Genomic DNA, 26,036 nt, shown 5'->3' on the forward strand with positions numbered 1-26,036 from the left:
GCCCTGTCATGAAGTCATGCGCAAATGCAGGGAAAGTCTGTCGCAGAACGGCTCGACAAGGCTTGCGTCATTTGCCATGACAGGTGCCGACATGAGGCCGACCCGAGGGAATACCGTGGCTTTTGATGGGTTGCGGGGTGGAGAAGACGGATGAGCGAAGAAATGGAACTCCCCGAACGCGAGAGCATGGAATTCGACGTCGTGATCGTCGGCGCAGGCCCGGCGGGCCTGGCAGCGGCGATCCGGCTGAAACAGGTCAATCCCGACCTCACCGTCGTCGTGCTCGAAAAGGGCTCGGAAGTCGGCGCGCATATTCTTTCCGGCGCCGTCGTCGATCCGATCGGCATCGACCGCCTGCTGCCCGATTGGCGCAAGGATGACAGCCATCCCTTCAAGACCGAGGTGACGGACGACCATTTCCTGCTGCTCGGCCCGGCCGGCTCCGTGCGCCTGCCGAACTTCGCCATGCCGCCGCTGATGAACAACCACGGCAACTACATCGTCTCGCTCGGCAATGTCTGTCGCTGGCTGGCGACGAAGGCGGAAGAACTCGGCGTCGAGATCTATCCCGGCTTTGCCGCCACCGAAGTACTCTACAATGACCAGGGTGCCGTGATCGGCGTCGCCACCGGCGACATGGGCATCGAGCGCAACGGCGAGCCCGGCCCGAACTATACCCGCGGCATGGAACTGCTCGGCAAATACACGCTGATCGGCGAAGGCGTGCGCGGCTCGCTCGCCAAGCAGCTCATTTCCAAATTCGATCTCCAGAAGGATCGCGAACCCCAGAAGTTCGGCATCGGCCTGAAGGAACTCTGGCAGGTCAAGCCGGAGAACCACAGGCCCGGCCTGGTGCAGCACTCCTTCGGCTGGCCGCTCGGCATGAAGACCGGCGGCGGGTCCTTCCTCTATCACCTGGAAGACAACCTCGTCGCCGTTGGCTTCGTGGTACACCTCAACTACAAGAACCCCTATCTCTTCCCCTTCGAGGAATTCCAGCGCTTCAAGACGCATCCGGCCATTCGCGGCACCTTCGAGGGCGGCAAGCGGCTTTCCTACGGCGCGCGCGCCATCACCGAGGGCGGCTACCAGTCGGTGCCGAAACTGTCCTTCCCGGGCGGCGCGCTGATCGGCTGCTCGGCCGGCTTCGTCAACGTGCCGCGCATCAAGGGCAGCCACAATGCGGTGCTGTCGGGCATCCTCGCCGCCGAAAAACTGGCGGATGCCATCGCCCATGGCCGCGCCAATGACGAGCCGATCGAGATCGAGCAGGGCTGGCGCGACAGCGCCATCGGCTCGGACCTGCGCAAAGTCAGGAACGTCAAGCCGCTGTGGTCGAAACTCGGCACGGCGCTGGGCGTGGCGCTGGGCGGCCTCGACATGTGGACGAACACGCTGTTCGGCGGCTCGATTTTCGGCACGCTGAAACATGGCAAGACGGATGCGCAGTCGCTCGAACCGGCGGCAAAACACAAGCGCATCGACTATCCGAAGCCGGACGGTGTCCTCACCTTCGACCGCCTCTCCTCGGTGTTCCTGTCGAACACCAATCACGAGGAAGACCAGCCGGTCCATCTGCAGGTGAAGAACCCGGAATTGCAGAAGACCTCGGAACTCGACGTCTATGCCGGCCCGTCGACGCGCTACTGTCCCGCCGGGGTCTACGAATGGGTGGAGAAGGACGGCAAGGACGTGTTCGTCATCAACGCGCAGAACTGCGTGCACTGCAAGACCTGCGACATCAAGGACCCCAACCAGAACATAAACTGGGTGCCGCCGCAGGGCGGTGAGGGGCCGGTTTATCCGAATATGTGATGCGGACGCGAGTCAAAAGCCAACGGGCCTCCCTGCTTGGTCTACTCCGGACCGGGGAGTTGGGGCCTCTCAAGCTTGGCCTCAGCATGATGGCGGTCTCCAATCTCTTGGGACCTCCCACTTGGTGGATGGAAGGAGGGAGCGATGATGCGCACGTTCCTCTCCTGTGGGGATATGGCCGTTATCTGGAGGTGCTTTTCAATCCGGCGCAGCCATATGAAGTCATATCGATAAAGCTGACGGCACTGCCACCAAGTGGCGCCTCATATTTTCGTGGCGGAAAGATTGCCGTTTCTGCGGATGGTTTTGCAGAGGGAATGCGCTTGTCCGATTTTCTGCGCAAACCGATATGGCAATCGAGCGAACATATCTCCATCGGTGTGTGCGAGCCTGTTAGCTCCTACCCTGTTATCGACATCTGCACCACGAAGGTCCGTCTTGTTTGGTGCATGTCGACGGTAGGGGAGGACGCATTTGAAAAGCAAGTAGAAGCCGGTATGTCTGACGCCGTCCTCACCAGGAGCCGTGATGTTCTGTCAGATGGCTTCTTCGGCATACGCTCAACGGCTCGTCCTCGCGAAGACCGCTTTCCCTCCGATGGTTTTGCCGATTTCTCTCGCGATGAATATCTCGCGCGAGTAGGGGATTGACTGTGTAAGCGCCAATGGAGCGACTGCCCTTTTCTTGCCACGCACCTTAACATCGCCTGCAACCGCAGCGCGCCGCTTAACCGTCGATTAACCATAACGGCATAATTCTCAGCCCCGAGGATCATATATTCAAGGGGCTTTAACCATGTCGATTTCCCGCCGCGGATTTTTGCTCGGCGCATCCGCATTGCTCGCCGGCTGCGCGACGAACGGAGGCAGCGATCGCGCCAATTACGGTGACCGGCTGGACGAGCAGCACCCGCTGAAGGCGATGCCGCTCGACAAGATCAAGCCGGAGCTTCGCCGCCAGGAAGTCGCCTATGACACGCGCCATGCGGCCGGCACCATCGTCGTCGATACGCCGGAACGCCGCCTCTATTACGTGCTCGGCAATGGCCGCGCGATGCGCTACGGAATCGGCGTCGGGCGGCAGGGCTATTCGCTCGCCGGCGGTGCCATTATCGGCCGCAAGGCGGAATGGCCGACCTGGACGCCGACGCCGAACATGATCCGCCGCGATCCGGGCAAGAACCGGAAATATGCCGGCGGCGTGCCCGGCGGCCTCAACAACCCGCTCGGCGCCCGCGCCATCTACCTCTACCAGGGCGGCAACGACACCATGTTCCGTATCCACGGCACCAACCAGCCGTGGTCGATCGGCCAGGCCATGTCGAGCGGCTGCGTGCGCATGCTCAACCATGACGTGATCGATCTTTACCAGCGCGTGGCGGTCGGCGGCCGCGTGCATGTCATCCAGGGCCGCCGCGAGGCCTGATCTTGCCCCATGTCGCAACTGGAGCAGGCCGGCACATGCCGGCCTTTTCGTTTTGCGGTTTGAAAAAGCTGAATTGTATCATACCATTGCCCGCGTGATCCCCGGCCCGGACAAAGTCGGGCGGGTCTCGAAGAATTGACCCCTCCATGACGCATAGAGGTCAATGGCAGACGCATTCGTACCGGCATTCGACCGCGTAGCTGCAAAAGTCGAGGATGCGGTATCGTGAACATGCAGGGCTTTCGGCCGGCCTGTCCACGATAGCCCGCAGAAGATCACGGGCCCGACGCCGGCGGTGCAGCGGGCCCTTGTCGGCACAATGACACCGCCGAAAATGAGGGAACGGATATGAAACATCTTCTTGCTTCCACCTGCCTCGTCGCTGGCCTGCTTGCCATGACGGGTGCGGCGCGCGCCGAATGCGGCGACGTGACCATCGCCAGCATGAACTGGCAGAGCGCCGAGGTTCTCGCCGCACTCGACAAGTTCATCCTCACCGAAGGTTACGGCTGCAACGCCGAAGTCATCGTCGGCGACACCGTGCCGACCATCACCTCGATGATCGAGAAGGGCGAGCCGGACCTGGCGCCGGAAGGCTGGGTCGACCTGCTGCCGGACGTCGTCAACCGCGGCATCGAGGAAGGCAAGCTGATCGGCGCGGCGACCGCGCTGTCCGATGGTGCCGTGCAGGGCTGGTGGGTGCCGAAATACATCGTCGACGCCAACCCGGACATCAAGACGATCGAGGATGCGCTGAAGCATCCGGAACTGTTCCCGGATCCGGAAGACAAGGCCAAGGGGTCCGTGCACAACGGCCCGCAGGGCTGGGGCGGCACGGTCGTAACCGGCCAGCTCTACAAGGCCTATGGCGGCGAAGGCGCGAACTTCACGCTGGTCGACACGGGTTCGGCCGCCGGCCTCGATGGCTCGATCGCCAAGGCCTACGAGCGCAAGGAAGGCTGGGTCGGCTATTACTGGGCGCCGACGGCCCTTCTCGGCAAGTACGAGATGGTGAAGCTCGAGCATGGCGTTCCCTACGACGCCGCCGAGTGGAAGCGCTGCAACACGGTCGCCGATTGCGCAGACCCGAAGAAGAACGACTGGCCGAAGGACAAGGTCCAGACGCTGGTGACGAAGACCTTCTCCGAGCGCGCCGGCGCCGATGTCATGGGCTACCTGAACAAGCGTTCGTGGAGCAACGACACGGTCAACAAGCTGATGGCCTGGATGACCGACAACCAGGCGAGCGGCGACGATGGCGCCAAGCACTTCCTGGAAGAGAACGAAGCCCTCTGGAAGGACTGGGTCTCGCCGGACGCCGCCGAAAAGATCAAGGCTGCTCTCTGATCACTCCATCGGGCGGCGCGTCCTCGGGCGCGCCGCCCTTCGTTTTAGCGCATGTCACTGGCGCAAATCGATGCGCACATCCCGGCGACATGCATCAGGGTTGGCTTAAAGACCGGCACAGATTGGTCAAAGCCGGAAGGGGTTCGACATGGAATGGTTCACGAAATTTCCCACGATGGACGCGGACACCCTTCGCGACCTCAAGAAGTTGATCGATGAGGGTTTTCGCGGCTTCACCCGCGCCTATGGCGACGGCATCGAATCGATCTTCGAGCCGCTGCAGCACTTTCTCATCTGGTCCGAGCGCTTCATGACGCGCACGCCCTGGCCGATCATCCTTCTCCTGATCGCGCTCGTCGCCTGGTTCGCCAGCCGCAACTGGAAGATCGTCGCCGGCGCCGTCGGCACGCTGCTCCTCATCGGCTATTTCGACATGTGGGACGACACGATGAAGACCATCTCGATGATCTTCGTCTGCACGGTCCTTTCCATCGTCATCGGCATACCGATCGGCATCCTGATGTCGCGCTCCAATCGGGTGCAGAACGTGGTCAACCCGATCCTCGACGTCATGCAGACCATGCCGAGCTTCGTCTACCTCATCCCGGTCGTCATGCTGCTCGGCATCGGCAAGGTGCCGGGCCTCATCGCGGTGGTCATCTATGCCATCCCGCCGATGATCCGCCTCACCAATCTCGGCATCCGCCTGGTCGACAAGGACGTGCTGGAGGCCGCCGACGCCTTCGGCTCCTCGAACTGGCAGAAGCTGAAGAACGTGCAGATGCCGCTGGCGCTGCCCACCATCATGGCCGGCATCAACCAGACGATCATGATGGCGCTCGCCATGGTGGTCATCGCCTCGATGATCGGCGTGCAGGGCCTCGGCCAGCCGGTGCTGAAGGCGATCTCCAACCAGTATTTCACCCTTGGCATCTTCAACGGCCTCGCCATCGTCGGCATCGCCATCATCTTCGACCGCGTCAGCCAGGCCTTCGGCAAGCGCCTGCAAAAACACCGCGAGATCATCCACGGCTGATTCGCGCGGACACGAAAAAGGGCGCCCCGGTGACAAGCCGCGGGCGCCCTTTTTGTTTGGATCTTAGTGCTTGCGCGAGAACAAACCGGTCGAAAGCACCACGCCCGCGCCGACGACCAGCGCCGCGCTGATCTCCGCCGCACCAAAGCTTTCGCCGAGGAAAACCGCGCCGCCGAGTGTCGCCAGCACCGGCGTGATGGCGGTGAAGGCGGCGGCCTGGCTGCCGCCGAGCGCGCGGATGGCGGTGCCATAGGCGAAGGTGGCGATGAGGCCGGAGAGGATGCCCTGGCTGGTGACCTGGAGCGCGAGGTCGGACAGCGAGGCCTGGCCGAGATGCGTGCCGTAGATGGCGGCGAGCACCAGATGGATCAGGAACGACCAGACTGCGATGAGCGCGGCACCCTCCAGCGCGCTCAGCCCCGAGCGGCGGAAGGCATGGGTGAAGCCGGCCCACAGCACGGCGCCGAGCGGCAGGAGCAGGAAGCCGGTCATCGTCATGCCGCTCTTCTGCATGCTGGCGGCGAGCAGGATGACGACACCCGCGACGATGGCGGCAAGGCCGGCAAGACGCATGCGATCCGGCCGCTCGCCGAAAAGCACGATGCCGATCAGCGCGGTCGCCAGCGGCATGGAGCCGCCGAGCAGGATGCCGCCGGGTGCGGCGGGCGTCACATGCAGGGCCGCGGCCGTGACCTGGAAGAACAGCGCGCCCGCGCCCGCCACCATCACGACGACGAGTTTCAGCGGCACATCCTTCGGCAGCAATCCGGTCTTCAGCCAGATCGGCGCCAGCAGGATGGCCGGCACGCCGTAGCGGATGAGGCCGATATCGATGGTGCCGAGCGGCGTTGCCGCGGTGTGGCGCGTCGCCAGCACCCAGGTCGCCCAGATCAGCACCGTGACGACCGCGCCGGCATAACCGGCGACCTGCGGATTGGATTTCCCTTCGGACGAAAGCGAGATCATGGCCATGGCGACGTTCCTTCCCGGCGTTGGCGCAATTCATGGTGAGACTCTAGCGCCGGAGGCCGAGGCATGTCCTTGCGACTTATGCCTCTTGGAATGTACAATGCGCAGGATCATGCCAAAATTGGCGGGGAAAGTTTCGGAAAATGCCAAATCTTGATAAATTCGATATCGCCATCCTGAAGGTGCTTCAGGAGGATGCGCGCGCGACGAATGTGGAGATCGCCGAGCGGGTGAACCTCTCGCCGTCGCCCTGCCTGCGCCGCATCCGCAACCTGGAAAAATCCGGCGTGCTGCGCGGCTACCGCGCCGATATCGACCGCAAGGAGGTCGGCCTCGGCCTCACCGTCTTCGTCGAGATCAAGGTGGGGCGGCACAGCAAGGAAAATGCCATGGCCCAGCAGGAGGCGCTGCTCGCCATTCCCGAAGTGGTGTCGTGCTTCCTGATTTCCGGCAATGCCGATTTCTTGGCGGAAGTGGTGGTCGAGGACCTCTCGGCCTACGAGCAGCTCCTGACCGAGACGCTGCTGGCTATGCCCGGCGTCACCGACATCCGCTCCAATTTCGCGATCCGCAGCATCAAGACCGGTGGCCCCCTGAAGCTGCCGTCGCTCTGACGCGGAAAACCGCCCCGACGAGAGGCGTCGGGGCGGTTGGGACGGCCGGAGAGGCGGGGCCGTCCGGGGACGCCACCCCCGGAGAGAGGGGCGACGTCCGACCTGTCGTCAATGCGCAGAGGCGACAGGCGCTTTCGCGGATTTCCAGGCGACGACCATGAGCGCGCCGATGACGGTGATGTGCTCCATCACCACGTAGAATTCGATCGTGCGGATCGGCTCCTGCATGGTCCAGAAATTATGCGCGATCGGGATGGTCAGCGCCGTGAAGACGGCAAGCATGCCGGCGCCGAGCCAGGTCCAGCGGTTGGCGATGATCAGCGCCGAGCCTACGAGTTGGGTAACGGCGACGGCGATGTTGAAACCCGTCGCCGGCTCCAGGCCGAAATGCGCCATCTCGGCGACGCCGGCGTTGAAATCGGCGAGTTTCGCGATGCCGGAGAGCCAGAACATCGAGGTGAGGATCGTGCGGGCGAGGAAGCCGAAGACGCGGCTGCCGGTGATGCTTTCGATGAGGGCGGACATGGATAGTCTCCGATAGATGACATGGACCCGCGGGGCGTCTTTCAAGCTGTCCCCGCTTGCCGCCCGCCGGTTGTTCTGTCCCTGTCCGGCGTGCTGCGATGGCCTATGTCTATCAGAGTTCGGGTGCGGTCGTGTCACCCTGGTAACACCCTTCGCCGCCCATTTTCGGGGGCGACGAAGGGCGCGCGCAGGCTCAAAAACCGTCTAGTACCAGCTTGCCGCGCGTGCGCCCGCTTTCGATCATCGCATGGGCCTTCCTGAGGTTTTCGGCATTGATCGGACCGACGATCTCGGCGAGCGTCGTGCGGATTTTTCCGTCGTCGACGAGGCGGGCGACGGCGTTCAGCAGTTCGTGCTGTTCGATCATGTCCGACGTCTGGAGGAGCGAGCGGGTAAACATCATCTCCCAATGCGTCGAAACGGACTTGCGCTTGAGGGGCAGCACATCCAGCGCCTTCGGATCGTCGATGAGGCCGAAGCGGCCCTGCGGCGCGATGGCCTCGGCGATCTCCGCCAGATGGTCCACCGAATTGGTTGTCGAGAAGATGAAGGCCGGTGCACCGATGCTGAGCGCCTCGACCTCGGCGGCAAGCGGCTTGCTATGGTCGACGACATGGTGCGCGCCGAGGCTCCTGACCCAGTCCGCCGTTTCCGGCCGTGAGGCCGTTGCGATGACGGTAAGGTCCGTCAGGGTGCGGGCGAGCTGGACGGCGATCGAGCCGACGCCCCCGGCACCGCCGATGATGAGGATGGCGTTTGCCGCACCCGGCACGGCATCGCGAACCTTCAGCCGGTCGAACAGCATTTCCCAGGCGGTGATCGCCGTCAGCGGCAGCGCGGCAGCGGCGGCGAAATCGAGCGAGGCGGGCTTGCTGCCGACGAAGCGCTCGTCCACCAGGTGGAACTCGGAATTCGTGCCGGGCCGGTCGATCGCGCCCGCGTAGAAGACGGCGTCGCCGGCCTTGAACAGCGTGACCTCCGGCCCGACGGCCTTGACGATGCCGGCCGCATCGAAGCCGAGCACGCGCCATTCACCGCTGGCCGGCGCGGCGTTGCGGCGAACCTTGGTATCGACGGGGTTGACGGAAACGGCCTTGATCTCGACCAGCAGGTCGCGGCCTTTCGGCTCGGGCACGGGTTGCTCGATATCGACGAGGGCCGTTTCGGAGGTGATTTCCTGCGAGGTCTGGTAGGCGATGGCGCGCATCTGGTTCTCCTTTCGCGTTGAATGGAGCCTAGATGAAGAGTAATCTCACACACTGCAAGAATGCACATTTAATGCCCATAGTGTCGAAAAGGATACCATGAATGTCCCGCCCGCGCGCCAAGCTCACGAAGGATTTCCCGGGCTGCCCGGTGGAATCGACGCTGTGTTTCCTCGACGGCAAATGGAAGGGCGTGATCCTGTTTCATCTGCTGGAGGGAAAGCTGCGCTTCAACGAACTGCGCCGCAAATTGCCGAGCGTCACGCAGCGCATGCTGACGAAGCAGCTGCGCGAACTGGAGGAGGCGGGCATCCTGTCGCGCACCGTGTTTCCCGTCGTGCCGCCCCGTGTCGATTATGAGCTGACGGCCGCAGGCCGCAGCCTGGAGCCGGTCATCAGCGCGCTCGCCGCCTGGGGTTCGAAAAACGTCACCCGCGAAGATGGGCAGACGGTCATCCGCCTGGCCTATGAAACGAAAACGGCGCCCCCGGAAAGGGACGCCGTTGATTGTTGAGCCGTAGGCGGATCACTCCGCCGGGCAGACCGGGGTCGCTTCGCGATCGATCTTTTCCAGCGTCAGCGAGACGAGGAACACGCCGAAGCCGATGACGGCGGTGGCGGCGCCGACGAAACCCATCGAGCCGTAGCCGTAACCCCCGCTGATCGCCAGGCCGCCGAGCAGCGCGCCGAGCGCATTGGCAACGTTGAAGGCCGAGTGGTTGAGGGCGGCGGCGAGCGTCTGCGCGTCACCCGCGACGTCCATCAGGCGCGTCTGGAGCGCCGGGCCGACGACGAAGCTGCAACCGATGAGGAAACAGCAGACACCGAGCAGGATCGGGTTTTCGGCCGTCAGCGAGAGGGCGATCAACACGAAGAAATAAAGCGCCAACGAGCAGCCGATGGTGCGCATCAGCGAAATATCGGCGAGCTTGGCGCCGAAGATATTGCCGACGATCATGCCGCAGCCGAAGATCGCCATGATGACCGGCACCATGTTGACGTTGAGACCGGCGACCTCGGTGACGATGGGCGAAATATAGGTGAAGACCGCGAACATGCCGCAAAAGCCGGTGGCGGCGATGCCGAGCGTCAGCCAGACCTGCTTGCGCTTCAGGGCGCCGAGTTCGGTCAGCGCGTTGATGCCCTTCGGCCGCTTGTCGCGCGGCAGGAAGAGGGCGATCAGCGCGACCGTCAAAAGCCCGGTGATGCCAACGGCAACGAACATGTACTGCCAGTCGAGCAGCTGGCCGAAATAGGCGGCGAGCGGCGTGCCGATCAGCGTTGCAAGCGTGAGGCCGAGCATGACCTTGCCGACCGCCTGCGTGCGCTTGTTGACCGGCACCATGGAGGCGGCGACGAGGGCCGCCACGCCGAAATAGGCGCCGTGCGGCAGGCCGGAGAGGAAGCGGAAGAGCATGAAGCTCTCGAAGGTCGGCGCGACGGCACTGGCAAGGTTGCCGGCGGCGAAGAGGCCCATCAGCACCAGCAGCAGGTCACGCCGGCGGAAGCGTGCGCCGATGACCGCGATGACCGGTGCACCAACGACGACGCCGAGCGCATAGGCGCTGATGACGTAGCCGGCCTCGGCGGTCGTGACGCCGAACGTGCCGGCGACATCGGGCAGAAGGCCCATGATGGCGAATTCGCCGGTGCCGATGCCGAAACTGCCGACGGCGAGCGCCAGGATGATCAGGGTGACGGTGAGGCGCGAAAGCGGCGGCTGCCCGGAGGAGAGGGCGGCAAGGGGCAGGGGATGTTCGGACACGGGGTGCTCCGCAGGAATTGCTCAGGCGCGGCAAATCGGCGACAGACCCTGCAAGGGCGGCCACTCCTCCTGGCTGCTGATGCGGTATGGTCCGGCCCGAAAGGCCACGATGGGGAAAGTATCGTCCAGCCGGCAGGCGTACTCCCGACGCAGGCGACCGGTGGGCAATATATCAGACCAAGCCGCGCTGCCTACTGCGAATTTTCACCCTCCCGCATTTGGCCGGACGCACTGCTGCTCACGATTTATTGCACTCTGTTGCACGATCGCCTGTTAATCGCCGCTTTCTCGACTATCTAATGGATCGAAAATCACCCTTGGGCGTTTCTCGGCCGAGATGCGGAGTATGCGAATGAGAGTGCAGGCGATATTCAACAAGGACGGGGGCACGTTTCGCACCACCGACATGGAGGCCTATGCCCGCCACGCGGAGAAGGTCTTTTCGGATGCGGGGCACCATCTCGATTGCGATATCGTCGAGGGGGCCGATATCGAGATGGCGCTGCGGCGCTGTTCGGATCGCACCGATCTCGATGCGATGCTCGCCGGCGGCGGCGACGGCACGGTTTCGGCGGCGGCCGGCCTTGCCTGGCAGAGCAAGATGCCGCTCGGCATTGTCCCCGCCGGCACGATGAACCTTTTTGCCCGCTCGCTGAACATTCCGCTCGATATCTGGCAGGCGATCGATGCGCTGGCGGATGGCGACATCGCCGCCGCCGACATCGGCACGGCGGACGACCGTGCCTTCGTGCACCAGTTTTCCGCAGGCCTGCATGCCCGCATGGTGCGGCTGCGCAACGCCATGACCTACAGCTCACGCCTCGGCAAGATCGCGGCCAACACCCGCGCCGCCTTCGGCGTGATTCTCGATCCGCCGGAATTCGAGGTGGAGTTCAACGTCGATGGCGTCGAGGAGAGCCGCAGGGTCTCCGCCATCAACGTCTCGAACAACCGTTTCGGCCAGAACGGCCTGCTCTATGCCGACGACCTCACCGGTGGCCATCTCGGCTTCTACACCACCAAGCCGCTGAAGCCCGCCGGCGTCGCCAAACTCGCCTTCGACATCCTGCGCGGAAAACTGCGCGAAAATGCCGACGTCACCGAAATGACCGGCACGGAAGTCGACCTGCATTTCCCAAAGGTCGACCGCGCGATCAACTGCGTCATCGACGGCGAGCTGCTGCCGATGGACCGCGAAGTCTCGATCCGCCTGCATCCGGGCGAATTGAAGGTGATGGTGCCGAAGGTGGCGGTCAACAAGGTGGCGACGACGGAGCCGGCGGCGGCTTGAGGTGAGGCTTACCCCCTCTGCCCTGCCGGGCAGAGGGGGGTAAATCTCGACCGCGAGGGCGCTAAATCCGCGGCAGATATGTCTTGTAATCGAAATCCGAAACCGTGCGCAGGTAGACGATCGCTTCCTTGCGCTTCGTATCGCCATAGAGCTTCTGGTACTCAGCCCCAAAAGCATCCTTGATGAAGGGCGAGGCCGAAAACTCTTCGACGGCCGTCAGGAAGTCGTGCGTCAGGCGCTTGGCATCCGGCGCGTCCTTGCCGGGCTCCGTCACCGGGCCTGGATCGAGCTCTTCGTCGAGGCCGAGCAGGATGCCGCCGAGGATGGCCGTTAGCAGCAGGTAGGGATTGACGTCCGCCCCCGCCACGCGGTGCTCGACACGCGCTGCCGGACCGTCCTTGTCCGGAATGCGGATGGCGGTGCCGCGGTGGCCGAAGCCCCAGGTCAGGTCCACCGGCGCAAAGGAGCCGGGCTGGAAGCGGCGGTAGGAATTAGCAAAGGGCGCGAAGACGAGTTGCGCATCGCGCATCGTCTGCAGCATGCCGGCGCAGACCGACCGCAGCTTCGCCGGATCGCCCCCCTTGGCGTCCAGGATATTCTTGCCGTCCTTGTCGATGACGCTGCAATGCACGTGCAGGCCGGAGCCCGCATGTTCGGCATAGGGCTTTGCCATGCAGGTGGATTTGAGCCCGAAGCGGCGCGCGGCCTGTTCGGCGATGCGCTTCAGATAGATGCAGTCGTCGGCGGCGGCGAGCGCGTCCGGGCGGTGCAGCAGGTTGATCTCGAACTGGCCGGGGCCGAATTCCGCCGTGGTGGCATCCGCCGGAAGTTCCATGTCCCTTGCCCAGGCGAGCACCGTCTGGAGATAGTCGTCGAGCGCATCGGTGGCGCGCATGTCGTAGAGCTGGAAGCCGTTCGGCTCGTCGCGGTACATCAGTGCTGCCGGCGGGCGCGGCTTGCCGGTCACGCGAAAATCGTCCTCGACCAGGTAGAATTCCAGCTCCGTCGCGACGACCGGTGTCAAACCACGGTCTTCAAAACGCTTCACCATGCGCGCAAGAATGGCGCGCGGGTCCATGAAGGAGGCGGTGCCGTCGAATTCGTGCATGGTGGCGAGGACCTGGCGCGAGCCTTCCGGCGCCCAGGGCATGGTGGCAAGCGACCGGCGGTCCGGAATGCACACGCCATCGGGATCGCCGACGGAAAGGGAGAGGCCCGTGATGTCGTCATTGTCGTCGCCCCAGATATCGAGCGACTGGGTGGAGGAGGGCAGGCGCACCGAACCGTCCCAGATTTTCTTCTCGCCTTCGAGCGGAACCTGCTTGCCGCGCAGGTCGCCATTCATGCCGACGAGAAGGATTTCGATACGGGGCGGGGCGTTGGCGGGCGGCGAACCGGCTGCCTTGGTGTCGTTTGTCATGGTGCCTGCTTTGGTTTGGCGGGAGGCTTCGACAGGAAATTTTGCTTTCGCTCGATCTCTTGCCAAATGCCTGTTGTATGGGCATTTTCGTAACTCATTCTGTCCCGCCGTTCAATAAGGCGGGACCTACCCCTAAGGATGTATTCAAATGTCGAACAGCAGTGCAGCAGCCGTATCCAACCTCGGTGCCCTCGATGCCGCCCATCACCTTCATCCCTTCTCGGACATGAAGAAACTGAACGCGACCGGCACGCGCATCATCGAGCGCGGCGAGGGTTGCTACATCTTCGACAACCACGGCAAGCGTTATCTCGATGGTTTCGCCGGCCTCTGGTGCGTGAACATCGGCTACGGCCGCAAGGAGATCACTGACGCCGTCGTGCGCCAGATGAACGAGCTGCCCTATTACAACACGTTCTTCGGCACCACGACGCCGCCGGCCGTTCTGCTCGCGCAGAAGATCACCTTGCATGCCGGCCCGAACATCAATCGCGTCTTCTTCACCGGCTCCGGCTCGGAAGCCAACGACACCTGGTTCCGCATGGCCCGCGTCTATTGGGGCGCCGTCGGCAAGCCGACCAAAAAGGCGATCATCGCCCGCAAGAACGGCTATCATGGCTCCACCGTCGCCGGCGCTTCGCTCGGCGGCATGAAGTGGATGCACGAGCAGGGCGACCTGCCGATCGCCGGCATCCACCACATCGACCAGCCCTTCTGGTACGCCGAGGGCGGCGACCTCTCTTCGGATGAATTCGGCCTGAAGATGGCCCGCCAGCTTGAGGAAAAGATCGACGAACTCGGCGAGGACAATGTCGCCGCCTTCGTCGCCGAGCCGATCCAGGGTGCGGGCGGTGTCATCGTGCCGCCGGCCACCTACTGGCCGGAGATTGCCCGCATCTGCAAGGCGCGCAACATCCTGCTCGTCGCCGACGAAGTGATCTGCGGTTTCGGCCGCACCGGCCACTGGTTCGGCCACCAGCATTTCGGCGTCGAGCCGGACCTGGCGCCCATCGCGAAGGGTCTGTCCTCCGGCTACCTGCCGATCGGCGGCGTCATGGTCTCCGATCGCGTCGGCAATGTGTTGGTGGAAGAGGTTGGTGACTTCAACCACGGTTTCACCTATTCCGGCCACCCCGTCTGCGCCGCCGCCGCACTCGAAAACCTGCGCATCATCGAGGATGAAAAGCTCGTCGAGCGCGTGCACGACGATATCGGCCCCTATCTCGCCGCCGGCCTCAAGTCGCTGGAAGACCTGCCGATCGTCGGTGAAGTGCAGCAGGTCGGCCTGATGGCCGCCGTCCAGCTCGCCGAGGACAAATCGAGCCGCAAGCGCTTCGAGGACAAGGAAAAGGCCGGCGTCACCGTGCGCAACCATTGCCTGGAAAACGGCCTGGTGCTGCGCGCCACCGGCGACCGCATGCTCTTCTCCCCGCCGCTCGTCATCAGCCATGCGGAGGTCGACCAGATGATCGACATCACGCGCAAGGGCCTGGAACATGCGTGGAAGGTGATGACGGCCTGAGAAGGTTTTAAGCGATCCGAAGGCCGAGATGCTCGGCCATCGGATTAAAATCGCGATCGGCATGGAGCAGGCTATGGCCATGCTCCATGCAATAGGTGCCGATGATGAGGTCGGCCGTCTTGCGGATGGTGATGCCTTTTGAACGGAGCTTTCTCAAGTTGGCTGCCGCCTTGACCGCGATCTCGGGGGAAAGCAACGCAACCACGCCGAACATCGCCAGCCGCTTCTGAATGTTTGCGGCGTTCGAATCGCTTACCGCGCCTTGCAGAATTTCCAGCATCACAATGTCGCCGAGGATGATCTCCGCAGGATCCGCGATTGCTTTGAGGCGCGCCGTTTCCCGTGTTGATGCACCACGGAAGGACGCAATCCAGACCGAGCTATCGACAAGGATCATTCCGCCGCGTCTTCACGAAGATGATCAGGTGGCCCCCAGCTTTCACGCATCGCGTCGAGGTCGCCTTCCCATCCGATTCCCCACAGCTCATCCAGCGCCTGCCGTCGGTAGCCGTTTTCAACGAATTGGCGAAGCGCGAGCTCGACGGTCGCTTTTTTCGTCGGCAAGCCGGATAGCTCCATCGCCTTGGCGATCAAGTCGTCATCAAGATCGATGTTCGTGCGCATGGTGACCTCGTGTGTATAAAGACGAGTGATTATACACCAAGCCACAATCGCTCACAACATCACTGAAACGCCGTCTCGAAGAAGCTCCTGAGCTTGCGTGAATGCAGCTTCTCCGTCGGCATGCCCGCGAGCTTCTCCAGTGCCCGGATCCCGATCCGCAGATGCTGGTTGACCTGCGTGCGATAGAACGCCGTCGCCATGCCGGGCAGCTTCAATTCGCCATGCAGCGGCTTGTCGGACACGCAGAGCAGGGTGCCGTAGGGCACGCGGAAGCGGAAACCGTTGGCGGCGATGGTGGCGGATTCCATGTCGAGCGCGATGGCGCGGGACTGGGAGAGGCGCTTGACGGGGCCGCGCTGGTCGCGCAGTTCCCAGTTGCGGTTGTCGATCGTCGCCACGGTGCCGGTGCGCATGATGCGCTTGAGGTCGTAGCCTTCGAGGCCCGTCACCTCTTCGACCGCACTTTCCAGCGCCACCTGCACTTCGGCCAGCGCCGGGATCGGCACCCAGACCGGCAGGTCGTCGTCGAGCACATGGTCCTCGCGCACATAGGCGTGGGCGAGAACGTAGTCGCCCAGCGTCTGGCTGTTACGCAGGCCCGCGCAATGGCCGAGCATCAGCCAGGCATGCGGGCGCAGCACGGCGATATGGTCGGTGATCGTCTTGGCATTGGAGGGGCCGACGCCGATATTGACCAGCGTGATGCCGCCGTGACCCTTCTTCTTGATGTGATAGGCCGGCATCTGCGGCAGGCGGGCGAGCGTGATGTCGGTCTCCGGCTTGTCGGCGCCGGCGGGCGTGATGATGTTGCCGGGCTCGACGAAGGCCGTGTAGCCATTGCCGCCCTCGGCCATCTGCTGGCGTGCCCAGGCGCAGAATTCGTCGACATAGAACTGGTAGTTCGTGAAGAGCACGAAATTCTGGAAATGCTGGGCGTTCGTCGCCGTGTAATGGCTGAGGCGGGCGAGCGAATAGTCGATGCGCTGCGCGGTGAACGGCCCGAGCGGCGAGGGCTCGCCGGGGCCGGGCTCGTAGGCGCCGTTGGCAATCTCGTCGTCCGTCGTGGTGAGGTCCGGCGCGTCGAAAAGATCGCGCAGCGGCAGTTCGATGCCCTCGGCGATCTCCGCTTCCACATAGGCGCCCTCGCCGAAGGCGAAGTGCAGCGGGATCGGCGTCGTCGATTCCGAAACGATGACGCTGATGCCATGGTTGCGCATCAGCAGGCCGAGCTGTTCCTTTAGATAATGCCGGAAGAGCTTTGGCCGGGTGATGGTCGTCGTGTAGACGCCGGGGGAGGCGACATAGCCGTAGGAAAGGCGGGAATCGACATGACCGAAGCTGGTCGTCTCGATTGAGACCTGCGGGTAGCAGGCGCGGAACCGCTTGTCCGGCGTGCCGGCCTTGCCGAGCGCCACGAAGGCGTCGGTCAGGAAGGTCGTGTTGCGGTCGTAAAGCGCCTGCAGGGCATCGACCGCGGCCACCGGATCGTCGAAGGATCGGGGCTCGTACGGGTCCGGCGTGGCGAAGGAAAGGGGTTTTTGCGAGAAGATTCGTTTGCTCATGCGCGATTATAGTGCGTTGTTTTTTACAAGCAAACGACAACTTGGAGGCACCCACAGGCCCTATCGCGGTGCCGCGAGAATGATCCCGGCGCCGACGAGCGCAAGGGCCGCGCCCGCGACATCGAAACGATCCGGCCGCATGCCCTCGGCCAGCCACAGCCAGAGCAGCGAGGCGGCGATATAGACCCCGCCATAGGCGGCATAGGCGCGACCGGCAAAAGCGCTGTCGACCTGGGTGAGAAGCCAGCCGAAAAGCGCCAGCGAGGCTATGCCGGGCACGAGCCAGAGCACGGATTTATCGAGCCGCCACCAGGCCCAGAAGGCGAAGCAGCCGGCGATTTCGGCAAATGCGGCGATGGAAAAGACGAGAAGGGATTTCATCCGGTGCTCCGGGCTATTGGCGAAAGCCTGCCCGGTTTAGCACGGATTGATGGGGCGGGAAGTGCAGTCTCAGCTCATCGACTGGCGCTGGAGTGTCACGAAAAGCACGAGGCCTGCGCCCTGCTTTTCGATGCCAAGGCCGCCCGCATTGCTCCAGGCAAGCGCACCGACCGGAGCGATCATCATCGCCGAGAGGGCGAGAATGCGCAGCGCCGTGGCTGAAGTGTGGAGGAGGGCGGGGATCATTGCGGGTTTCCAGGCGTCGAGGAAGGCGGGATCAGAGCGAGGCGCGGCACATCTGCGGGGCGGAGCAGGCCACCAGCTTGCCGGTGGTGTTGTGCGTGCTGCGGCGGTAGTCGGTCTCGACGGCGGCGGCGAGCATGATCGCGAAAATGGCCATCAGCAGGGTGATGATCGTGAGGCGGCGTGCGAGGATGTCCATTGGTGTGTCCCTCATTCAAATGTTTCGGTGTGACCCTTTTTGCACCGCGGGACTGAACGCTCCCTGAGAGGTCGGTTCATCTCCTGTTCAGGAAGACTGTGAATGCGCTTTTCCGAAAACAAAAAAGCCGGCGCTTGCGGGCGCCGGCTTTTGGTTTCGAGCGTCTTCGTTCAGAGCCTGGACCAGGTCTGCGACTTGCACAGCACCTTCAGCACGCAGCCCTTCATCTTCAGCGAATTGCCGCTGACGGCACCGGAGCCGCTATAGGTCTTGTCCGCCGCTGGGTCGGTGATCGAGCCGGTATAGTCGGCGCCGGACCCATCCAGCTTGCCGATGCGCTTGCCGGCATGTTTGCCGGTCTTCAGCGTGATGCAGAAACTGCCGCCGCACTTGGCAATTGCCGCGGTCTCGCCGCTGGCGGTCTTCCAGTTGCCCTCGATCGGCTCGGCCGCAAGTGCCGCCCCCGGAACCACGAACAGGGCGGCGGCGATCCATGTCTTCAATTTCATTCTCTTCCTCCTCCAGAACGAGAGCCGGAAGATATCTTACGCGGACGTAAAGGTAAATATGTTCGGGAGCCGGATTCCGGGGCCGGAAAACGGCGAAAACTTCCGGCTGGAAAAACCCGACCGTTTTGCGTGGTTATCAAAAGGTTGAAATCGCCGGTTGAACAATCCGTAAATTTTTAGACGAATGCGCCGGTTTCCAGCGGTTCAGATGTTTAACGAAAACCCAAATTTACCAAGCGTTTGGACTTTGTTTGTCTCAAATTAAGCATGCATTTTAAGCGCATTTTGAAGCCCCGCCGGCATAGTGGAGCCATAAGACGAGCACGGAAAAACCGGCCGGCAAAACTCTGAAGGAAGACCAAGGCCGCACAAGACGGCAGGCGCCCGAGGAGGCCCGAAAGGGCAGGTAAAACAGGACACTACAAGCAGTAAACCAGTTAGACAGGGACAATCGAAATGGCACGCTTTGACTTTCAGAATACCGAAACGGCCGCCATGACGGGCGGTGAGAGCCGCGCTGAAACCTTCTGCGACATGGGCCTGATGTATGCCACGGGTCGCGGCTGCGACATCGACGTGGTGCAGGCCCACAAGTGGCTCAACATCGCTGCGATCAAGGGTTGTGAACGCGCCGCAGAACTGCGCGCCGACCTCGCCGCGACGATGACCAAGACCGACCTCGCCTTGGCGCTGCGCGCCGCCCGCGAGTGGATGACGGTTCACTGACAAGCGAATAGCGAGTGGGGAGTAGCGAAGAGGGGAAGTGCAAGAAGACCGCCGAAGCGGCATCTTCCCCAATTCGCTACTTGCTATTCGCTACTCGCTGCAAGACCTGCGGCAAAGCTTCCTCGAGCAACGCCATATCGTCCTGCGGCCCGACGCTGATGCGGATGCATCGGTTGAGGGGGGCGACGCCCGGCATGCGGATGAAGACGCCATGTTCCATCAACCCATCGACGATCGCGCGGGCGTGGGTGCCGTCGCGGCCGCAATCGATGGTGACGAAATTGGTGGCGGAGGCGAGCGGAGACAAGCCGTTGGAAAACGCGATCTGCGAGATGCGCTCGCGGGATGCGGCAATGCGGGCGATGACGTCCGTCAGATAGGCCCGGTCCTCCAGTGCGGCGAGCGCCGCCTGGACCGAAACCCTGGCCATGCCGAAATGATTTCGGATCTTGTCGAAGGCCTGCGCATTGCCGAGCGTGCCGATCGCATAGCCGATCCGCGCGCCGGCAAGGCCGTAGGCCTTCGAGAAGGTGCGCATGCGCAGCACGTTCGGCTGGCCGATCAGCGCATCGATCGACGGAATGGTGCCCGCCGGCGCCGTCTCGCCATAAGCCTCGTCGAGGATGAGCAGGGTCGTTTCCGGCAGTGCGCGCGCAAAGGAGACGACATTGTCGGCATCCCACCAGCTTCCCATCGGATTGTCCGGATTGGCGAAATAGACGAGCGGCGCATTCTCCCGGCGCACGGCGGCAAGCAGGCTGTCGAGGTCTTCCCGGTCGGCGACATAGGGCACGGTGACGAGCCGGCCGCCAAAACCATTCACATGATAGTTGAAGGTGGGATAGCCGCCGAGCGACGTCACGACAGCCGCACCCGGCTCGATGACCAGCCGCACGATCTCGCCGAGCAAGCCGTCGATGCCGCCGCCGACCGCGATATTGTCGCGTGAAATGCCGTGGTGGAGGGCAAGCGCCTCGCGCAGCTCGAAATTCTCCGGATCGCTGTACATCCAGGTCGTTTCCGCCGCTTTCCGCATCGCCTCCAGCACGGAGGGGGCGGGGCCGAAGCCGCTTTCGTTCGCGCCGAGGCGCGCACGCACGGCAAGGCCGCGATTGCGTTCGATCGCTTCCGGTCCGACGAAGGGAACCGTCGAGGGTAAGGTCTGGGCGAGAGGGGTGAAGCGGGAAAATGCGGACATGAACAGCGCCTGGGATGGATGGAACGGTCGGGATTTCCGCTGCCGGCCGGTCTCACAAAAAATGCCCGCCGGAATCGATTCTCCCGCGGGCACCCTAGCCAATAATACGTGAAGACGAAACGATCAGCCGAGGACCGACCCGATCAGCCGATGGCCGAGCCGACGCCGCTCTTCTTCTCGACGCCAACCATGTAGCGCCGCTCCGGTTGCTTCGACTTGCCGGTGATGCCGCCGGTGAAATAGTCGGAGCGCACGATCAGGCGCAGCAGTTCCTCGTCGATCTCCTTGATGAACTGCACGCCGATGCGGTTGTCGTTGCGGTAGACCTCTGCGCAGCCGATGCGCGACGTGACGCCGACGATGGAGAGATAATAGTGCAGCGGCAGGCCGATCGTGGTGTTCACGGTGAAGCTCGCGCCGCCGACCGAAATGTCCACGAGCTTGCAGCTACGCGTCTTCGGCGCCATCAGGTCGAAGCCGACGGTCATCAGCATGCCCTGCCGATTGACCGCGAAACGCTCCCACTTCCGCTCGTAAAGGCCCCCGCTGGAGCGCTTCTTGTCGTCGTCACTCATTGCCGCTTTTCTCCCAAAGGGGGTGGACGTCATGTCCGACAGAGATGGCAGGAGTGTCGCAGGCGAGTATTTTGTTTCGTTAAAACAAAAGCTTAAAAGTTTAATCGTCCGGATTTTTGGTGCATGCCGCCCTCAGGCGTCGTGCTTTTCCGTGTGGCGGCCGAGCACGAGATCGAGGAAATCGGTATCCAGGAACATGTTGAAGCGCACCACCAGCTCCTCGCCGTCGCGCTTGAATTCCGTGCAGGGGATCTCGTCGCGGATACCGTGAATCTCCAGGTAGAAATTCTCCGGCAGCTCCAGCGCCTTGTTGATGGAAAGCACCGCGCCGGCGCTGGAAATGCTGCGGATGAGGCAGGTGTAGCGCATGGCCGTGCTGAGATGGTGTCCGATCGGGGTGATGAAACCGGGCTTGTCGATGCGATACTGGACGAAGCTGCGCTTGGGGTGACGCAGGTGAAGCTGCTCGTGCATGCTGTCGAGGGGCATGGCGCCCTCCCGCTTCTGTTTCCGGGTTTCAACTGTATCGAAACGGGATGGATAAAACGTGAACGCGGCCGCTCGTATTTGAACGAGCAGCCGCGGGAATTTTGATCCTGTCTTGGAACCTCTCCTTCGTCATGGTCGGGCTTGACCCGACCATCCATGCCACGAGTGCTGCGTGGATCCTCGGGTCAAGCCCGGGGATGACGTTGGTGGGGGAGGCCGTCTTACTGGAAAGCCTGGAGGCCCGTCTGGGCGCGGCCGAGGATCAGCGCGTGGATGTCGTGCGTGCCCTCGTAGGTGTTGACCGCTTCCAGGTTCATGACGTGGCGGATGACGCCATATTCGTCGGAAACGCCGTTGCCGCCATGCATGTCGCGCGACACGCGGGCGATATCGAGCGCCTTGCCGCAATTGTTGCGCTTCATCAGCGAGATGAGTTCGGCCGGCGCCCGGTGTTCATCGAACAGGCGGCCGAGGCGGAGCGCGCCCTGAAGGCCGAGCGAGATTTCGGTTTCCATGTCGGCGAGCTTCTTCTGGATGAGCTGGGTGGCGGCGAGCGGCTTGCCGAACTGCTTGCGGTCGAGCGTGTACTGGCGCGCGGCATGCCAGCAGAATTCGGCCGCACCCATGGCGCCCCAGGCAATGCCGTAGCGGGCGCGGTTGAGGCAGCCGAACGGGCCGGCAAGGCCCGAAACTTCCGGCAGCAGGTTCTCATCGGGAACGAAGACGTCCTGCATCATGATCATGCCGGTGACGGAGGCGCGCAGCGAGAACTTGCCCTCGATCTTCGGCGTCTCAAAGCCCTTCATGCCGCGTTCCAGCACGAAACCCTTGATCTTGTTGTCATGCGCATCGGATTTCGCCCAGACGACCGCGACATCGGCGATCGGCGAATTGGTGATCCAGTTCTTGGCGCCCGAGACGAGGTAGCCGCCATCGACCTTCTTTGCGCGGGTGATCATGGAGGAGGGGTCCGAGCCATGGTCCGGCTCCGTCAGGCCGAAACAGCCGACCCATTCGCCGGAAGCGAGCTTGGGGAGATACTTCTGGCGTGTCTCTTCCGTGCCATAGGCGAAGATCGGGTGCATGACGAGCGAGGACTGCACGGACATCGCGGAGCGATAACCGGAATCGACACGCTCGACTTCGCGGGCGACGAGGCCATAGGAGACGTAGTTGGCGCCGACGCCGCCATATTCCTCCGGCACGGTCGGGCCGAGCAGGCCGAGTTCGCCCATCTCGCTCATGATCTCGCGGTGGAAGATCTCGTGGCGGTTCGCCTCGGTGACGCGCGAGGCAAGCTTGTCCTGGCAATAGGCGCGCGCCGTATCGCGGATCATGCGCTCTTCGTCGGTCAGCTGGTCTTCGAGCAGGAAGGGGTCGGCCCAGTCGAAGGGCGCCATCTTGGCGCGGGCCTGTTCCGGAGTGGCGCTGTGGTGCTCGCTCATGTGCTTCCATCCTGTCGCGGTTTTGTCGTTGCAGAAGTGCTACATCAGGTGGTCCGTCTCCGAAAGGCCGGGAACGAAATGGGCAGGCCGACGCTTTGGCTATTTATGAATGCCCTCATGAGCCTGGAGAATGAGCTTTCCATGTATTTCTCCATTTCCGCCTTGATCCTGCCCCTTCGCATGAGCAAGTAATCTGACAATGAGCAATTCCCCCACGAGGAGGCCAAGCATGCGAGACCGTTTCAAGCGATCGGTCGAGCGGCTGGTGCCGACCGAAGCCCGGCTGAGCGATCTGTTCTGGCCGTTTTCCCGCGAACCGGAACGCAAGGCACCCGCAGCCCGACGGCGGCCGGCAGGATCTTCCACGCTCACCGAAGTGGTGGGTTTCGGCAGCAATCCCGGCGGCCTGCGCATGTTCGAGCATATCCCGGACGGCTTGCCCGCCGGGCGCCCGCTCGTGCTGGTGCTGCACGGCTGCCAACAGAATGCCGAGAGCTATGACCGCGCCGCCGGCTGGGCATCGCTTGCCGAGGAACGCGGCTTTGCCGTCGTCTACGCCCAGCAGCGCGAGGCGAACAATCCGGGTCTCTGTTTCACCTGGTTCCGGCCGAGCGAAGTGACGCGCGACCGCGGCGAGCTGATGTCGATCCGCCAGATGCTGGCGCATACGGCCGAGCGGGCGGCAAGCGACCCGGAGCGCACCTTCATCACCGGCCTTTCCGCCGGTGGCGCCATGACCGCTGCGATGCTCGCCAATTATCCGGAGGTCTTTGCCGGCGGCGCGATCATCGCCGGCCTGCCCTTCGGCGCCGCGCGCGACGCCACCCGCGCCTTTGACGCCATGGCCGATGCGCCGGATCGCACGGCCGACGAATGGAGCGATCTGGTGCGCACGGTCTCGCCAAGCATCGCCCGCAAGCCGGCCATTTCGATCTGGCACGGCACGGCGGACGAAACGGTGGCGCTGTCGAACGGATATGCGCTGGTCGAGCAATGGCGCGATCTCTACCGCCTGCCCAAGGAAGCCTTCGTCGAAAAGCGCATGAAAGGCCGCCGCACGCGCATCTGGCCGGACAAGGACGGCAAGCCGCTTGTCACCCTGCATGAGATTGACGGCATGGGCCACGGTACGCCGGTCGCCCGCGGCGAGGGCGGCGGCTACGCCACCTCCGCCGAACCCTTCATGCTGGAAGCCGGCTTCTCCTCGACATTGGACATCGCCAAGGAATGGGGACTGTCGCGCAAGTGGAAGCGGTAGTGGCCGCTCAGGCGAGCAGCCACTCATGCTCCTTTGCGTTGTGGAATTTCCACACCCGCTTCGGCCCGGCCATCACGTTGAGATAATAGAGATCATAGCCGTGGATGGTGGCGCAGGGGTGGTAGCCCTTGGGCACCAGCGTCACGTCGCGATCCTCCACCGCCATCGCCTCGTCGAGCGAGCGGTCGTCCGTATAGACACGCTGGAAGGCAAAACCCTGCGGCGGGTTGAGGCGGTGGTAGTAGGTCTCTTCTAGGAAACTCTCGTTCGGCAGGTCGTCCTGGTCGTGTTTGTGCGAGGGGTAGGACGAGGTGTTGCCGCTCGGCGTGATGACCTCGACGACGAGCAGCGAATGCGCCGAATCGTCGTTTTCCGGCATGATGTTGTAGACGTGTCGGACGTTGGAGCCCTTGCCGCGGCTGACTTTCGGATGCGTTCCCGGCGGAATGGCCTTGGCCTTGAAATCGCCGCCGCCCGGCGCCGAGCAGACGGCGAGTTCCAGATCGGTCTCCGCCGTCACCGACCAGTTGGAATCGGCCGGTATATAAAGTGCATGCGGCGCGCCCTCGAACGGGCTCATGCGCTCGCCCAGCACGCCGAAATCCTGGCCGGCGGCCGTCGCCTTGCCCTTGCCGGAAATCCACACGAGGCAGACCTCGCGGCTTCCCGTCTCGGCCGAGAGAATCTCGCCCGGCCGCATGTGGTGCATATCGAAGCCGACATAGGTCCAGCCGGCGCTTTCCGGCGTCACATGGCTGACGCGGCCATGCGCGCCTTCCGGTTTTACGAGCAGGTTCGGCATGGGCTTGTTCCTTATCCTTTCGGAAAACCTTCCGTCTCCACGGTATAACCCGCGGCGGTCATCACGCGCATCAGTTCCGCATAGCCGACCTCGGCCATTTTCTGCGGCGGCGCGTTGCGCGGGTCCTGTTCGGCCTCCACGACGAACCAACCCTCATAACCATGGTCTGCCAGCCGCTGGACGATCGCGCCGAAATCGAGCGAGCCGTCGCCCGGCACGGTGAAGGCGCCGAGCGCCACCGCGTCGAGGAAGGATTGTTTGCTGCGATCGAGCCCATCGACCACGGCCTGGCGGATATCCTTCACATGCACATGGTTGATGCGGGCGTGATGATTGTCGATGGCACGCAGCACGTCGCCGCCGGCAAAGGCCAGGTGCCCGGCATCGAGCAGCAGCGGAATGCCTTCGCCGGACGCGCGCATGAAGGCGTCGAGTTCCGGCTCGGTCTCCACCACGGCCGCCATGTGGTGGTGATAGGAGAGCGGCATGCCCTGTTCTGCGCACCATTCGCCGAATTCCGTAAGGCGGCGGCCATAGGCCTTCATCTCGTCATCGGAAAGGCGCGGCTTGGTGGCGAGCGGCTTGGAGCGGTCGCCCTGGATGGACCGGCCGACTTCGCCATAGACGATACAGGGCGCGTTGACCGCCTTGAACAGCGCGATCATTGGCGCGATGCGGTCCTTGTTGGCCGCCAGCTCCTCGTCGACCAGCGTACCGGAGAACCAGCCGCCGCACAGCGTCACATCGGCCGCGCGCAGGATCGGCAGCATCACCGCGGGATCTTCCGGGAAGCGGCGGCCCTTTTCCATGCCGGTGAAGCCTGCGCTGCGCGATTGCCGCAGGCACTCCTCCAGGGACACGTCATCGCTGAGCTCCGGAAGGTCGTCGTTCCACCACGCGATGGGCGACATGCCGAGTTTGGCTTTCATTTCAAAATCTCCTTGGAGGGAGGCAACGGCCTCCAATGTCATTGTTTCTGCCTCCCTCTCCTCCGTCATCCTCGGGCTTGACCCGAGGATCCACATCCCGCGGCATGGATCCTCGGGTCAAGCCCGAGGATGACGGGGAGGGGTGGTCTGTGTGTGCTAACC

At 63.2% G+C, this 26,036-nt stretch carries 29 protein-coding genes; 11 read left to right on the top strand and 18 right to left on the bottom strand.

Features of this window, described 5'->3' with window-relative positions; all coding sequences use genetic code 11:
- The first annotated feature begins 150 nt into the window (after positions 1–150).
- From GB927_RS29945 to GB927_RS29965, 5 genes are all read left to right on the top strand, one after another.
- Positions 151–1,815, top strand: coding sequence for an electron transfer flavoprotein-ubiquinone oxidoreductase (locus GB927_RS29945; RefSeq protein WP_256120881.1), 1,665 nt, complete (start codon positions 151–153; stop codon positions 1,813–1,815).
- 86 nt (positions 1,816–1,901) lie between these two features.
- Entirely contained in the window at positions 1,902–2,465 is a 564-nt protein-coding gene (locus GB927_RS29950; protein ID WP_256120882.1) for a hypothetical protein, read from the top strand.
- A gap of 145 nt (positions 2,466–2,610) precedes the next feature.
- Complete coding sequence (locus tag GB927_RS29955; RefSeq protein ID WP_256120883.1) at positions 2,611–3,240, top strand: L,D-transpeptidase; 630 nt, start codon at positions 2,611–2,613, stop codon at positions 3,238–3,240.
- Positions 3,241–3,588: 348 nt separating this feature from the next.
- Positions 3,589–4,587, top strand: coding sequence for an ABC transporter substrate-binding protein (locus GB927_RS29960; RefSeq protein WP_256120884.1), 999 nt, complete (start codon positions 3,589–3,591; stop codon positions 4,585–4,587).
- 148 nt (positions 4,588–4,735) lie between these two features.
- Positions 4,736–5,623, top strand: coding sequence for an ABC transporter permease (locus GB927_RS29965; protein ID WP_256120885.1), 888 nt, complete (start codon positions 4,736–4,738; stop codon positions 5,621–5,623).
- 63 nt (positions 5,624–5,686) lie between these two features.
- On the opposite strand, the gene GB927_RS29970 is transcribed toward GB927_RS29965, so the two are convergent.
- Positions 5,687–6,595 carry a DMT family transporter gene (locus GB927_RS29970; RefSeq protein ID WP_256120886.1) on the bottom strand — a complete coding sequence of 303 codons (909 nt, stop codon included), beginning with the start codon at positions 6,593–6,595 and terminating at the stop codon, positions 5,687–5,689.
- A gap of 140 nt (positions 6,596–6,735) precedes the next feature.
- Between GB927_RS29970 and GB927_RS29975 the strand changes: the two genes are divergently transcribed.
- Positions 6,736–7,206: an Lrp/AsnC family transcriptional regulator gene (locus tag GB927_RS29975; RefSeq protein ID WP_256120887.1), complete on the top strand. Its 471-nt coding sequence runs from the start codon at positions 6,736–6,738 to the stop codon at positions 7,204–7,206.
- A gap of 108 nt (positions 7,207–7,314) precedes the next feature.
- Here GB927_RS29975 and GB927_RS29980 read toward each other — a convergent pair whose 3' ends face one another.
- Both GB927_RS29980 and GB927_RS29985 read right to left on the bottom strand, forming a co-directional pair.
- Entirely contained in the window at positions 7,315–7,731 is a 417-nt protein-coding gene (locus tag GB927_RS29980) for a DoxX family protein (protein ID WP_256120888.1), read from the bottom strand.
- Between the two features lie 193 nt (positions 7,732–7,924).
- A complete protein-coding gene (locus tag GB927_RS29985) occupies positions 7,925–8,938 on the bottom strand; it encodes a zinc-binding alcohol dehydrogenase family protein (protein WP_256120889.1) in 1,014 nt (337 codons plus the stop codon).
- Between the two features lie 101 nt (positions 8,939–9,039).
- On the opposite strand from GB927_RS29985, the gene GB927_RS29990 reads away from it, so the two are divergent.
- Positions 9,040–9,450, top strand: a complete 411-nt coding sequence (locus GB927_RS29990) for a winged helix-turn-helix transcriptional regulator (RefSeq protein WP_256120890.1) — start codon at positions 9,040–9,042, stop codon at positions 9,448–9,450.
- A gap of 12 nt (positions 9,451–9,462) precedes the next feature.
- Here GB927_RS29990 and GB927_RS29995 read toward each other — a convergent pair whose 3' ends face one another.
- Entirely contained in the window at positions 9,463–10,701 is a 1,239-nt protein-coding gene (locus GB927_RS29995) for an MFS transporter (protein ID WP_439655545.1), read from the bottom strand.
- A 352-nt stretch (positions 10,702–11,053) separates the two neighbouring features.
- Here GB927_RS29995 and GB927_RS30000 point away from each other — a divergent pair, with 352 nt between their 5' ends.
- Positions 11,054–11,992 (top strand): diacylglycerol/lipid kinase family protein, encoded by a 939-nt coding sequence (locus tag GB927_RS30000; RefSeq protein ID WP_256120891.1) that lies wholly within the window; start codon positions 11,054–11,056, stop codon positions 11,990–11,992.
- A 61-nt stretch (positions 11,993–12,053) separates the two neighbouring features.
- Here GB927_RS30000 and GB927_RS30005 read toward each other — a convergent pair whose 3' ends face one another.
- A complete protein-coding gene (locus tag GB927_RS30005; RefSeq protein ID WP_256120892.1) occupies positions 12,054–13,412 on the bottom strand; it encodes a glutamine synthetase family protein in 1,359 nt (452 codons plus the stop codon).
- A gap of 148 nt (positions 13,413–13,560) precedes the next feature.
- Here GB927_RS30005 and GB927_RS30010 point away from each other — a divergent pair, with 148 nt between their 5' ends.
- Positions 13,561–14,934, top strand: coding sequence for an aspartate aminotransferase family protein (locus GB927_RS30010; RefSeq protein ID WP_256120893.1), 1,374 nt, complete (start codon positions 13,561–13,563; stop codon positions 14,932–14,934).
- A 7-nt stretch (positions 14,935–14,941) separates the two neighbouring features.
- Here GB927_RS30010 and vapC read toward each other — a convergent pair whose 3' ends face one another.
- The 7 genes from vapC to GB927_RS30045 all read right to left on the bottom strand — a co-directional run bounded on the left by vapC (position 14,942) and on the right by GB927_RS30045 (position 18,452).
- The gene (gene vapC, locus GB927_RS30015; protein WP_256120894.1) at positions 14,942–15,331 is read right to left on the bottom strand and encodes a type II toxin-antitoxin system VapC family toxin; all 390 of its coding nucleotides are present in this window, start codon (positions 15,329–15,331) and stop codon (positions 14,942–14,944) included.
- The gene (locus tag GB927_RS30020; protein ID WP_256120895.1) at positions 15,328–15,558 is read right to left on the bottom strand and encodes a type II toxin-antitoxin system VapB family antitoxin; all 231 of its coding nucleotides are present in this window, start codon (positions 15,556–15,558) and stop codon (positions 15,328–15,330) included. The genes vapC and GB927_RS30020 overlap by 4 nt, the downstream gene beginning before the upstream one ends.
- A gap of 59 nt (positions 15,559–15,617) precedes the next feature.
- A complete protein-coding gene (locus GB927_RS30025) occupies positions 15,618–17,120 on the bottom strand; it encodes an AMP nucleosidase (protein WP_256120896.1) in 1,503 nt (500 codons plus the stop codon).
- 60 nt (positions 17,121–17,180) lie between these two features.
- Positions 17,181–17,501: a YnfA family protein gene (locus tag GB927_RS30030; RefSeq protein ID WP_256120897.1), complete on the bottom strand. Its 321-nt coding sequence runs from the start codon at positions 17,499–17,501 to the stop codon at positions 17,181–17,183.
- Between the two features lie 69 nt (positions 17,502–17,570).
- The gene (locus tag GB927_RS30035; protein ID WP_256120898.1) at positions 17,571–17,747 is read right to left on the bottom strand and encodes a hypothetical protein; all 177 of its coding nucleotides are present in this window, start codon (positions 17,745–17,747) and stop codon (positions 17,571–17,573) included.
- Positions 17,748–17,778: 31 nt separating this feature from the next.
- The gene (locus GB927_RS30040; RefSeq protein WP_256120899.1) at positions 17,779–17,943 is read right to left on the bottom strand and encodes a hypothetical protein; all 165 of its coding nucleotides are present in this window, start codon (positions 17,941–17,943) and stop codon (positions 17,779–17,781) included.
- Between the two features lie 170 nt (positions 17,944–18,113).
- The gene (locus GB927_RS30045) at positions 18,114–18,452 is read right to left on the bottom strand and encodes a DUF2147 domain-containing protein (protein ID WP_256120900.1); all 339 of its coding nucleotides are present in this window, start codon (positions 18,450–18,452) and stop codon (positions 18,114–18,116) included.
- A gap of 456 nt (positions 18,453–18,908) precedes the next feature.
- On the opposite strand from GB927_RS30045, the gene GB927_RS30050 reads away from it, so the two are divergent.
- Positions 18,909–19,178 carry an SEL1-like repeat protein gene (locus GB927_RS30050; RefSeq protein WP_256120901.1) on the top strand — a complete coding sequence of 90 codons (270 nt, stop codon included), beginning with the start codon at positions 18,909–18,911 and terminating at the stop codon, positions 19,176–19,178.
- 76 nt (positions 19,179–19,254) lie between these two features.
- Here GB927_RS30050 and GB927_RS30055 read toward each other — a convergent pair whose 3' ends face one another.
- The 4 genes from GB927_RS30055 to GB927_RS30070 all read right to left on the bottom strand — a co-directional run bounded on the left by GB927_RS30055 (position 19,255) and on the right by GB927_RS30070 (position 22,885).
- Positions 19,255–20,376: a pyridoxal phosphate-dependent aminotransferase gene (locus GB927_RS30055; protein WP_256120902.1), complete on the bottom strand. Its 1,122-nt coding sequence runs from the start codon at positions 20,374–20,376 to the stop codon at positions 19,255–19,257.
- Positions 20,377–20,519: 143 nt separating this feature from the next.
- Positions 20,520–20,951 (bottom strand): PilZ domain-containing protein, encoded by a 432-nt coding sequence (locus GB927_RS30060; protein WP_256120903.1) that lies wholly within the window; start codon positions 20,949–20,951, stop codon positions 20,520–20,522.
- 132 nt (positions 20,952–21,083) lie between these two features.
- Positions 21,084–21,440 (bottom strand): hypothetical protein, encoded by a 357-nt coding sequence (locus tag GB927_RS30065; protein WP_256120904.1) that lies wholly within the window; start codon positions 21,438–21,440, stop codon positions 21,084–21,086.
- A gap of 221 nt (positions 21,441–21,661) precedes the next feature.
- Positions 21,662–22,885, bottom strand: coding sequence for an acyl-CoA dehydrogenase (locus tag GB927_RS30070; protein ID WP_256120905.1), 1,224 nt, complete (start codon positions 22,883–22,885; stop codon positions 21,662–21,664).
- Positions 22,886–23,114: 229 nt separating this feature from the next.
- On the opposite strand from GB927_RS30070, the gene GB927_RS30075 reads away from it, so the two are divergent.
- Positions 23,115–24,143, top strand: a complete 1,029-nt coding sequence (locus GB927_RS30075) for an extracellular catalytic domain type 1 short-chain-length polyhydroxyalkanoate depolymerase (RefSeq protein ID WP_256120906.1) — start codon at positions 23,115–23,117, stop codon at positions 24,141–24,143.
- A gap of 7 nt (positions 24,144–24,150) precedes the next feature.
- On the opposite strand, the gene iolB is transcribed toward GB927_RS30075, so the two are convergent.
- Positions 24,151–24,945 (bottom strand): 5-deoxy-glucuronate isomerase, encoded by a 795-nt coding sequence (gene iolB, locus GB927_RS30080; RefSeq protein WP_256120907.1) that lies wholly within the window; start codon positions 24,943–24,945, stop codon positions 24,151–24,153.
- A gap of 11 nt (positions 24,946–24,956) precedes the next feature.
- Complete coding sequence (iolE, locus tag GB927_RS30085) at positions 24,957–25,874, bottom strand: myo-inosose-2 dehydratase (RefSeq protein WP_256120908.1); 918 nt, start codon at positions 25,872–25,874, stop codon at positions 24,957–24,959.
- Positions 25,875–26,036 lie beyond the last annotated feature (162 nt).

Origin of the sequence: Shinella lacus (genome assembly GCF_010994755.1) — a bacterium.
GTDB classification, from domain to species: domain Bacteria; phylum Pseudomonadota; class Alphaproteobacteria; order Rhizobiales; family Rhizobiaceae; genus Shinella; species Shinella lacus.

Excerpts from the sequence above, each read along its gene's own strand:
- iolB (WP_256120907.1), bottom strand. The coding sequence starts at position 24,945 with ATGCCGAACCTGCTCGTAAAACCGGAAGGCGCGCATGGCCGCGTCAGC.
- GB927_RS30065 (WP_256120904.1), bottom strand. The coding sequence starts at position 21,440 with ATGCCCCTCGACAGCATGCACGAGCAGCTTCACCTGCGTCACCCCAAG.
- GB927_RS29955 (WP_256120883.1), top strand. The coding sequence starts at position 2,611 with ATGTCGATTTCCCGCCGCGGATTTTTGCTCGGCGCATCCGCATTGCTC.
- GB927_RS30025 (WP_256120896.1), bottom strand. The coding sequence starts at position 17,120 with ATGAGCAAACGAATCTTCTCGCAAAAACCCCTTTCCTTCGCCACGCCG.
- GB927_RS29970 (WP_256120886.1), bottom strand. The coding sequence starts at position 6,595 with ATGGCCATGATCTCGCTTTCGTCCGAAGGGAAATCCAATCCGCAGGTC.
- GB927_RS30060 (WP_256120903.1), bottom strand. The coding sequence starts at position 20,951 with ATGAGTGACGACGACAAGAAGCGCTCCAGCGGGGGCCTTTACGAGCGG.
- GB927_RS30075 (WP_256120906.1), top strand. The coding sequence starts at position 23,115 with ATGCGAGACCGTTTCAAGCGATCGGTCGAGCGGCTGGTGCCGACCGAA.
- GB927_RS30020 (WP_256120895.1), bottom strand. The coding sequence starts at position 15,558 with ATGCGCACGAACATCGATCTTGATGACGACTTGATCGCCAAGGCGATG.
- GB927_RS29985 (WP_256120889.1), bottom strand. The coding sequence starts at position 8,938 with ATGCGCGCCATCGCCTACCAGACCTCGCAGGAAATCACCTCCGAAACG.
- GB927_RS29965 (WP_256120885.1), top strand. The coding sequence starts at position 4,736 with ATGGAATGGTTCACGAAATTTCCCACGATGGACGCGGACACCCTTCGC.
- GB927_RS30010 (WP_256120893.1), top strand. The coding sequence starts at position 13,561 with ATGTCGAACAGCAGTGCAGCAGCCGTATCCAACCTCGGTGCCCTCGAT.
- iolE (WP_256120908.1), bottom strand. The coding sequence starts at position 25,874 with ATGAAAGCCAAACTCGGCATGTCGCCCATCGCGTGGTGGAACGACGAC.
- GB927_RS30055 (WP_256120902.1), bottom strand. The coding sequence starts at position 20,376 with ATGTCCGCATTTTCCCGCTTCACCCCTCTCGCCCAGACCTTACCCTCG.
- GB927_RS29975 (WP_256120887.1), top strand. The coding sequence starts at position 6,736 with ATGCCAAATCTTGATAAATTCGATATCGCCATCCTGAAGGTGCTTCAG.
- GB927_RS30050 (WP_256120901.1), top strand. The coding sequence starts at position 18,909 with ATGGCACGCTTTGACTTTCAGAATACCGAAACGGCCGCCATGACGGGC.
- vapC (WP_256120894.1), bottom strand. The coding sequence starts at position 15,331 with ATGATCCTTGTCGATAGCTCGGTCTGGATTGCGTCCTTCCGTGGTGCA.
- GB927_RS30040 (WP_256120899.1), bottom strand. The coding sequence starts at position 17,943 with ATGGACATCCTCGCACGCCGCCTCACGATCATCACCCTGCTGATGGCC.
- GB927_RS30045 (WP_256120900.1), bottom strand. The coding sequence starts at position 18,452 with ATGAAATTGAAGACATGGATCGCCGCCGCCCTGTTCGTGGTTCCGGGG.
- GB927_RS29960 (WP_256120884.1), top strand. The coding sequence starts at position 3,589 with ATGAAACATCTTCTTGCTTCCACCTGCCTCGTCGCTGGCCTGCTTGCC.
- GB927_RS29945 (WP_256120881.1), top strand. The coding sequence starts at position 151 with ATGAGCGAAGAAATGGAACTCCCCGAACGCGAGAGCATGGAATTCGAC.
- GB927_RS29950 (WP_256120882.1), top strand. The coding sequence starts at position 1,902 with ATGATGGCGGTCTCCAATCTCTTGGGACCTCCCACTTGGTGGATGGAA.
- GB927_RS29980 (WP_256120888.1), bottom strand. The coding sequence starts at position 7,731 with ATGTCCGCCCTCATCGAAAGCATCACCGGCAGCCGCGTCTTCGGCTTC.
- GB927_RS30030 (WP_256120897.1), bottom strand. The coding sequence starts at position 17,501 with ATGAAATCCCTTCTCGTCTTTTCCATCGCCGCATTTGCCGAAATCGCC.
- GB927_RS30005 (WP_256120892.1), bottom strand. The coding sequence starts at position 13,412 with ATGACAAACGACACCAAGGCAGCCGGTTCGCCGCCCGCCAACGCCCCG.
- GB927_RS30070 (WP_256120905.1), bottom strand. The coding sequence starts at position 22,885 with ATGAGCGAGCACCACAGCGCCACTCCGGAACAGGCCCGCGCCAAGATG.
- GB927_RS30000 (WP_256120891.1), top strand. The coding sequence starts at position 11,054 with ATGAGAGTGCAGGCGATATTCAACAAGGACGGGGGCACGTTTCGCACC.
- GB927_RS30035 (WP_256120898.1), bottom strand. The coding sequence starts at position 17,747 with ATGATCCCCGCCCTCCTCCACACTTCAGCCACGGCGCTGCGCATTCTC.
- GB927_RS29990 (WP_256120890.1), top strand. The coding sequence starts at position 9,040 with ATGTCCCGCCCGCGCGCCAAGCTCACGAAGGATTTCCCGGGCTGCCCG.